Genomic DNA, 6,722 nt, shown 5'->3' with positions numbered 1-6,722 from the left:
ATATGAGTGAACGGGATTCCCGCCTGTTACGGGAACTGGCCAAAATGATTGAAGATGAGATCGCCACCAACCAGTTACTTTGTGAGGATCATTTAACCGGGTTACTTAATCGGAAAGGCTTCGAGTTTCGGGCAAGCCATATTTTGCAAATGTGTCGTTCTCAGAATTATGAAGCCTCATTGATATATTTTGATCTGGATAATTTCAAACAGATCAATGATCTCCATGGTCATCAGGCTGGTGATAATGCACTGCTGCAGTTTTCGCAATTGTTAAGCAGTACTTTTCGCGATTCCGATTTAATTGGCCGAATTGGTGGTGATGAGTTTGTCGTCTTAATGGTCAATCAGAATGACACCGATCAATCGGTGATTCTGCAGCGGCTTTCCAGCACTGTGGCGACTTACAATGAATCGATACCTAGCGATATTGATTTACTCTATAGTTTCGGTATTACCACGACAAAATCGTTAAGTGACTATGATCTGCAGCAGCTATACACGCTTGCTGACGAAGCGCTCTACAGTAACAAACGCAACGGACAACAGTTGAATATGGCCATTAATATTAATAGCCAGCCATCTTAATAATCGTTTTTTACGATTAAAACAATCTAAACAAGTTGTTTTATTAATCAATTCCATTTCGTTACACTGCTCGCAACTGAATTATTGTTCAGGTCACATTAACCCTTCAAAGGAGATTAACAATATGACTCAACGTGTCCCTAATGTTGTATTTAAAACCCGTGTCCGTGATGAAAGCATTGGCGGTGATAATCCGTTCCGCTGGCAGGATGTCACTACTGATGACATTTTTAAAGGGAAAAGCGTCATCGTTTTTGCACTGCCCGGCGCTTTCACACCCACCTGTTCAAGCACTCACTTGCCAGGCTACGAAGAACACTACGATGAACTGAAAGCCAAAGGCATTGATGAAGTTTACTGCCTGTCGGTCAACGATGCGTTCACCATGTTCCAATGGGGAAAACGTCAGGAAGTAAACAAGGTCAAATTGCTTCCGGATGGTAACGGTGAATTTACCCGCGGCATGAACATGTTGGTGAAAAAGGAAAATCTGGGCTTTGGTGAGCGTTCATGGCGTTATTCCATGCATGTGGTAGACGGTGAAATCAAACAACTTTTTGCTGAGCCAGGTCAGATGGATAATTGTCCTGATGATCCGTTTGAAGTCAGCGGTGTGGATACCATGCTGGAATATTTGAACAAACAGTAATTGAATACGTCAGCCATGCTTCACCGGACCTGCAGCCATTCAGGTCCGGTGTTTTTTTGCGACATTCAGTGACGAACAGGAGTTTTTCTAGATGCAATATGATTACGATTTATTTGTTATTGGTGCCGGCTCCGGTGGTGTCAGAGCCAGCCGAATGGCGGCATCTTATGGTGCAAAAGTCGCTGTGTGCGAAGATCGTTATCTGGGTGGCACCTGTGTCAATGTAGGCTGCGTGCCTAAAAAACTCTATGTATATGCCTCTGAATACTCAGCTCACTTTACTGATGCCAAAGGCTTTGGCTGGCAGATCGGTAAACCGGCTTTTGACTGGTCAACTCTACGGGATAACAAAACTCAGGAAATCAGTCGTTTAAATGGTGTCTATGAAGGCATTCTGGATCGAGCCAGCGTCGAAATCATTGATGGCAGAGGTAAAATCCTGGATGCTCACACGGTTGAAGTCGATGGTAAAAAATTTACCACTGAACGCATTTTAATTGCGACCGGTGGCTGGCCGTATGTTCCGGAGATTCCGGGTAAAGAACATGCGGTGGATTCAAACGGCATCTTTGATTTAGCTGAGTTTCCAAACCGGTTGGCTGTAGTAGGTGGTGGTTATATTGCCGTGGAGTTTGCCGGTATTTTTCATGGTCTTGGCTCACAGGTCACACAGATCGTCCGTGGTGGCGGGTTATTAAATGGATTTGACAAGGAAATCGCAGAGTTTGCGGCCGAGCAAATACAGCAAAATGGTGTGCATATCCGTTTCAACACTGAAGTCACAGCCATTGAAAAACAATCGGATGGCAGCCTGTATTTAACTATGAGTGATGGTCAGCATCTCACGGTTGATGCGGTATTGTTTGCCACGGGCAGGAAGCCTCATCTTGAAGGTTTGGGGCTGGAAAATGTTAAGGTTAATATTGCTAAAAGTGGTCATATTGAAGTGAATGAGACTTTCCAGACCTCTGAACCGAGTATTTATGCTCTGGGCGATGTAACGGGTGGCATGGAATTAACACCGGTGGCGTTGGCAGAAGGTATGGCATTAGCAGGTTATCTGTTTGATGAACAGCCATGCAAAATGGATTACAGCAATATTGCCACGACCGTATTTTGCCAGCCGAATATTGGCACCGTTGGTATGACCGAAGAGCAGGCTCGCAAGGAATATTCAAATGTGTTGAAATTCCGCTCAAACTTTCGCGCGATGAAAAATACATTAGGCGGTTCGCAGGAACGTACTTTAATGAAGATATTAGTGAATGGTGATAACGATAAGGTTTTGGGCGCGCATATGGTTGGCGAGTCAGCCGGAGAGATCATGCAGGGCATTGCGATTGCAATTAAATGTGGTGCCACCAAGGCTGACTTTGACGCCACCATCGGCATACACCCGACGGCTGCTGAAGAGTTTGTCACCATGCGTACGCCGGTCAGCGATTAATCAGGAAAATCCTGAGTGCTATCGGGTGTTTCACTGATGTTTTAGTTGTCTGATAACGATAATCTACACCTAAGTCAGCAAACGCTGATACTAAATAAGAGGAGAAATATTATGTGGACTAAACCAGAATATTCAGACATGCGTTTCGGTTTCGAAGTAACAATGTACATCTGCAACCGTTAATACGCAGTAGCTAAATCAAAAAGCCTCAATCTTCGGATTGGGGCTTTTTTTTGCCTGCAGGAAACCCCGCCTCATCACATTGGTCAGATTGCCAAATTCATTTCACAACGGATCACCATGAGCAAAATCGCCATCATTGGCAGCGGATTAGCCGGCCTGACTCTGGCCCACCAGCTGCAGCCATTTGCCGAGATCCAACTATTCGATAAAGCTGGACATGCTGGTGGCAGATTAGCCTCCCGTTCAGTTGACCAATTTAGTTTTGATTCCGGGGCTCAATTTTTCACTGTTAAAACCGGGCGTTTTGCTGACTTTATTCAGCCGTTAATCAAACAGCGGGTGATACAACGCTGGGATGCCAATTTTGTGGAGTTCTCCGGTAGCAAACAGATTTCCCGACGCACATGGAATGCAGATTATCCACACTATGTGGGTAGCTCCGATATGCAGGCGATCGGACAGACTCTTGCAGCAAGCTTAAATATTCAGTTTAACTGCAAGGTTACTCGTCTTGAACAATACAATGAGAAATGGCAGCTATTCAGTGACGATCAACTTGTTGCAGAGAATTTAGACTGGGTGATCTGCTGCCTTCCGGCTAAACAAACCGCAGATATGCTACCAGACAATTTTCAGAATCTTAATGTCATTCAGCAAACACAGATGCAGGCGTGTTACGCGCTGATGCTGGGATTTGATGACGCGCCAGAACTCAATTGGCAAGCCGCCCTGGTCAGTGATGCCATCATCAGCTGGATGTCGGTGAATAGCAGCAAGCCATCGCGTCCTGAAGGATTCTCCATGGTGATTCAGGCAAATAATGCTTGGGCCGAAAAACATCTGCAACAGGCAAATGAAATTATTCAGCAATTGATGCTCGCAGAGGTTCAGCGTGTCAGTGGTATCAATACTGCCGAAGCCAGCCATGTGGACTTGAAGCGCTGGGTCTACGCTAACCTTCCCCCCCAAACCGGTCAACCGGCCTACCTTGACACCCAATTAAAACTGGCGGCTTGCGGTGACTGGTGTATTCAGGGTCGTGTTGAAGCAGCTTTCAGCAGTGCAGATGCTTTGGCAGAAAAGCTTATTCCACGATTAATTTAGTTTCTGTTGCTCTTTCATAGCCGCCCTCCGTTGTGAAGGTGGAAAATTAACAACGCTGTCACCGATGCTTCTCAACAAAGTTGACGATAGGCCTAAGTAGCGCCCCATCGCCACGCAACGGTTTTGCCAGTTTGGCAACCATCGCGACATGACCGTAATTGTTAAACTCGACCAATTCGACTGAATTGCCATGTTTTTTCAGCTTCTCAGCCAGCCGATAACTGTTACGTGGCAGCACCGTACGATCATTTTTGCCCACCAGCAGTAATGTCGGTGGATGATCTTCGCGGATGAAATTGACCGGCTGACTTTGCCATTGACTGGCATCATCACCAAAGATCTGCTTTAACGTATTACTTTTTAACGGTAAAAAATCATAGGGGCCGGCCAGACCAAACATGCCACGTAGTTGCCGGGGCTGAAGACCAACTTGCTGTAAATATTCTGGATTAACGGATAACATCGCCGCAATATGTGCCCCTGCCGAATGCCCGCCGATAAACAGCTGGTCGGGATCTCCTCCAAACTCAGCAATATGCTTTATAGTCCAGGCGACAGCCTTGGCAGCATCCTCAATAAATACCGGAAACAGCACTTCAGGGAAGACCCGATAATCTGGAATAACCACGATAATGCCCTGCGATGTGAGCGCTTCTGCCACAAATTTATAGTCTGCTTTTTCCCCGGCCTCCCAGCCACCTCCATAAAAGAAAACGACCGTAGCGGGGTTTTGAGTATCCATCAAGCCGACTGGCTGATAAATATCCAGTTTGAGCCGTTCATGATCGCCATAAATGATATCAGCCTGATGTTGATAACCTGACTCTGGCACCATTGCATTTAACATCGTCACCGGTGCACAGGCGCTGAATGAGAGTGCTGACAGACTACCTAATAAGGTTTTAGTAAATTGGCGAAGCACACACTATTCCTGAAGTTAACCGCCTATCCAGACTGAATCAGCCCGTCAGAGGTTCCTTTAATCGGATCGCTACGCATGGAAACGAAGTTTATTGCAGACCTTTTCTGCATCGCTCAGATTCCGTTTGGCTTTTTGAACACGCTTGTCTTCAATCATCGCGATCATGCCAATCACACCGACGATACTGGCAATCGCTCCGGCAATGCCTCCGGACAACCAGGCTATAAACATTGCCAGACTGATTAGGCCAAACACCTGAACCACCATAAATTGTGAAGCCAGTTTTTCTTTTTGACAGGTGACTAATTTTTGCTCCCAAAGCTGAATCAGTTCGCCCAGCTCATCCTCGGTCAACACATTAAAATTAACATAGTATTCAAGACCAATAATCTCATCGTTATCATTGCGTGAACTCAGATCAATGGTTTCAGCCATTATTTTCAGCGCACTATAGGTATCTTCGTCCTTTTCCATAGTTTCTCCATCAACATTGTTAATTCACTATTACCCAAGCTCCTGTGCGGCTTCCAGAGCGATTTTTCCCAAAATAAGTTTTCACGATATTTTCACCATCGCGGGAACAGACTTATGATTGAATTAACACGTCAAAGGTGATTGTGGTTATGTACCAAAATCGTTATATAACATTGGGATATATACTGTCAGCGCTGACATTGATGTTTACCGGCGTCACTGCCAGTAATGCCTACCAGCCTACCATGGCTTATGTTGAAAATCTGAAGATTGATCTGATATTTGATGATGCCGGCAGTTTTAAAAATGGCCGTGCGGCGGTAATGATTGCCAATCAGGGACGAGCACAATTTGCCATGATCAATTCTGATGGTGACATTCTTTTCACTGCCGATGAAATCAATGATTTAGACAGTGGCGTGACTGCCTACCGGAAAGATAGCTTGTGGGGCGTCGTTGATCGTGATGGACGTATCATTCTGCAGCCAACTTATCCCAGAATTCAATCCTTCAAACAGGGATATGCCGCCTTTATCAAAGACGGTAAATGGGGATTTCTTAATGATGCCGGAGAGGAAATGATTCCAGCTCATTATGACAAAGTCGGCGTATTTTCCGAGGGATTGGCCGCCTTTCAGCAAGATGGGAAATGGGGTTACCTGAATAACCAGGGGCAAGAGGTCATTGCGGCACAATTTGATGAAATTCATATCTTCAGCGAACAACGTGCCGCTGTCAGAATTGATGAAAAATGGGGTTATATTGATAATGAAGGCAAGCTGCTGATTGATATGCAGTTTTCTCAGGTCAGAGTATTTCGTGAAGGGTTTGCTGCGGTGTTGGACAACGGGAAATGGGGCTACATCGATAAAAACGGAGACTGGCTGATAAACGCACAGTTTGAAGAAGCCAAAGCGTTTGGCGAAGGTTTTGCGGTCATCAAACAGAATGGACTTTACGGTTTTATTAATCGTAGCGGTGAAATTGTTATTAAACCCTATTTTGATGATGCCTGGAATTTCAGTGAAGGACTTTCCAGAGTGGAAAAAAACGCCAAGGTGGGTTATATCAATACTACTGGCAAGATGGAAATTGCACCGGAATATGTCTGGGCCTATTCATTTTCAAATGGATTGGCCGTTATCACCCATAACTACCGACAATATGGCTTTATCAACCGGCAGGGTGACGTCGTGATCGAACCACAGTTTGAGCACGCCCATCCGTTTAATGAGGGTTTGGCCGCGATAAAAATCCGCGACAAATGGGGTTATATTTCCAAGGATTAAGCTGACTCTTCCGTTTCGTCACTTTCCTCATCCAGCCAACGATATAAAGTACGGCGGCCAATACCCA

General features: G+C 45.4%; 8 protein-coding genes. 6 read left to right on the top strand and 2 right to left on the bottom strand.

What is annotated here, in order from left to right; all coding sequences use genetic code 11:
- The 5 genes from B3O33_RS12170 to B3O33_RS12150 form a co-directional block, all read left to right on the top strand.
- The coding region (locus B3O33_RS12170; RefSeq protein ID WP_292363708.1) for a GGDEF domain-containing protein at positions 1-587 on the top strand (587 nt) is incomplete at its 5' end.
- Positions 588-711: 124 nt separating this feature from the next.
- Positions 712-1,236, top strand: coding sequence for a peroxiredoxin (locus tag B3O33_RS12165; protein WP_292360928.1), 525 nt, complete (start codon positions 712-714; stop codon positions 1,234-1,236).
- A gap of 91 nt (positions 1,237-1,327) precedes the next feature.
- The gene (gorA, locus tag B3O33_RS12160) at positions 1,328-2,683 is read left to right on the top strand and encodes a glutathione-disulfide reductase (RefSeq protein WP_292360930.1); all 1,356 of its coding nucleotides are present in this window, start codon (positions 1,328-1,330) and stop codon (positions 2,681-2,683) included.
- A 111-nt stretch (positions 2,684-2,794) separates the two neighbouring features.
- Positions 2,795-2,866, top strand: coding sequence for a pyrroloquinoline quinone precursor peptide PqqA (pqqA, locus tag B3O33_RS12155; protein WP_081443609.1), 72 nt, complete (start codon positions 2,795-2,797; stop codon positions 2,864-2,866).
- Positions 2,867-2,983: 117 nt separating this feature from the next.
- Positions 2,984-3,970 carry an NAD(P)/FAD-dependent oxidoreductase gene (locus tag B3O33_RS12150; RefSeq protein ID WP_292360932.1) on the top strand — a complete coding sequence of 329 codons (987 nt, stop codon included), beginning with the start codon at positions 2,984-2,986 and terminating at the stop codon, positions 3,968-3,970.
- Between the two features lie 58 nt (positions 3,971-4,028).
- Here the strand turns inward: B3O33_RS12150 and B3O33_RS12145 are convergent, their stop codons facing one another.
- Both B3O33_RS12145 and B3O33_RS12140 read right to left on the bottom strand, forming a co-directional pair.
- Positions 4,029-4,892, bottom strand: a complete 864-nt coding sequence (locus B3O33_RS12145; protein WP_292360934.1) for an alpha/beta hydrolase — start codon at positions 4,890-4,892, stop codon at positions 4,029-4,031.
- Between the two features lie 69 nt (positions 4,893-4,961).
- Positions 4,962-5,366 (bottom strand): hypothetical protein, encoded by a 405-nt coding sequence (locus B3O33_RS12140; RefSeq protein ID WP_292360936.1) that lies wholly within the window; start codon positions 5,364-5,366, stop codon positions 4,962-4,964.
- A 149-nt stretch (positions 5,367-5,515) separates the two neighbouring features.
- Between B3O33_RS12140 and B3O33_RS12135 the strand changes: the two genes are divergently transcribed.
- Positions 5,516-6,655: a WG repeat-containing protein gene (locus tag B3O33_RS12135; RefSeq protein ID WP_292360938.1), complete on the top strand. Its 1,140-nt coding sequence runs from the start codon at positions 5,516-5,518 to the stop codon at positions 6,653-6,655.
- Positions 6,656-6,722: the final 67 nt, after the last annotated feature.

This window comes from Methylophaga sp. UBA1464, assembly GCF_002325665.1.
Lineage (GTDB): Bacteria > Pseudomonadota > Gammaproteobacteria > Nitrosococcales > Methylophagaceae > Methylophaga.
This window is presented reverse-complemented; position numbering and strand designations above follow the sequence as displayed.

What these genes read in the sequence shown, in the direction of transcription:
- B3O33_RS12150 (WP_292360932.1), top strand. Translation starts at nt 2,984, where the DNA reads ATGAGCAAAATCGCCATCATTGGCAGCGGATTAGCCGGCCTGACTCTG.
- B3O33_RS12140 (WP_292360936.1), bottom strand. Translation starts at nt 5,366, where the DNA reads ATGGAAAAGGACGAAGATACCTATAGTGCGCTGAAAATAATGGCTGAA.
- gorA (WP_292360930.1), top strand. Translation starts at nt 1,328, where the DNA reads ATGCAATATGATTACGATTTATTTGTTATTGGTGCCGGCTCCGGTGGT.
- B3O33_RS12135 (WP_292360938.1), top strand. Translation starts at nt 5,516, where the DNA reads ATGTACCAAAATCGTTATATAACATTGGGATATATACTGTCAGCGCTG.
- B3O33_RS12165 (WP_292360928.1), top strand. Translation starts at nt 712, where the DNA reads ATGACTCAACGTGTCCCTAATGTTGTATTTAAAACCCGTGTCCGTGAT.